2 protein-coding genes are annotated in these 1,038 nt (G+C 65.8%); both read right to left on the minus strand.

Annotated elements, in window-relative coordinates; genetic code table 11:
* Nucleotides 1-423 (minus strand): recombinase family protein (locus tag RT91_RS19900; RefSeq protein WP_035189806.1); only part of this gene is annotated, 423 nt, incomplete at its 3' end.
* Nucleotides 424-672: 249 nt separating this feature from the next.
* Nucleotides 673-999 carry a MobA/MobL family protein gene (locus tag RT91_RS19905; RefSeq protein WP_035189808.1) on the minus strand — a complete coding sequence of 109 codons (327 nt, stop codon included), beginning with the start codon at nt 997-999 and terminating at the stop codon, nt 673-675.
* Nucleotides 1,000-1,038: the final 39 nt, after the last annotated feature.

Raw genomic sequence — 1,038 nt, forward strand, 5'->3', positions numbered from 1 at the left:
ACCACGCCTGCCCCGCCGACGGGCGGCCGCCAGACCTGCCTGCACACGCTCCTGGATCAGCGAACGCTCGAACTGCGCCAGAGCGCCAAAGACATGAAACAGGAATTCCCCCTGCGGCGTCGTGGTGTCCATCTGCTCGGTCAGCGACCGGAAGCCGACGCCACGCGCCCTAAGGCTGTTCACCGTCTCCAGAAGATGCGGCAGCGACCGGCCGAGCCGGTCCAGCTTCCAGACCACGAGGCAATCGCCGGATTTCAGATAGGCCAGTGCCGCAGCGAGGCCCGGCCGGTCGCGCCGGCTGCCCCCGGCACGATCCTCGAACAGATGCCGCTCATCGACCCCGGCTCCGAGCAGGGCGTCGCGTTGCAGGTCGAGCACCTGTCGGTCATTGTCGGTCGAGACGCGCATGTAGCCGATCAGCATGTACGGAAATCCCCTTCGAGACGGTTTCCGTATATCATGCCATTCCGACTATGTTTTCCGTACATGATTCGGCACAAAATCTGGGACTTTTCGGCAGGTCTCGGACCACCGACGGAAAACAGGTGTTTTCCGTCATCGCGCGGTTCCGGCCTCAGAACCGCGCTCTCCGCTCAAACCCGCAGAAAACCTCCATCCCAACCAGTCAACGTTCCCACTTTGTCCGCTTATGCTACAGCGCAGGGCGTTTCGTTACTTCGGGCCCTCAAGATGACGCTCGCTCCGCTCCTCTCGCATCGCGTCCCGGCGACTGGCACCCCGCAACTGCTTGGCCCGGTGGCGCGCCATCACCCCGGCATCATCCGACAGGCCCCGCATCCGCTCACGGGCCGCCCGGCGCTCGATCGCCATGGCACCGGGGCCAAGGTGAACACCGGGCGGCCTAAACCGGTCACGAGGGTCGAGCCCGCGTTCGGCGTCCCGCCTGGCAAAGCTGCGATGATCCACCCGCGCCGTCACCCGTGCCCGTTCCAGGGCCGCGTTGACTTGCTCAGCCCAGGCCTCACGTAGCCCCYTCACCAGCGCCGGCCGGTCGTCCGGCCATCAAGCTCACGGGTC

Source organism: Acidiphilium sp. JA12-A1 (assembly GCF_000724705.2).
GTDB lineage: Bacteria > Pseudomonadota > Alphaproteobacteria > Acetobacterales > Acetobacteraceae > Acidiphilium > Acidiphilium multivorum.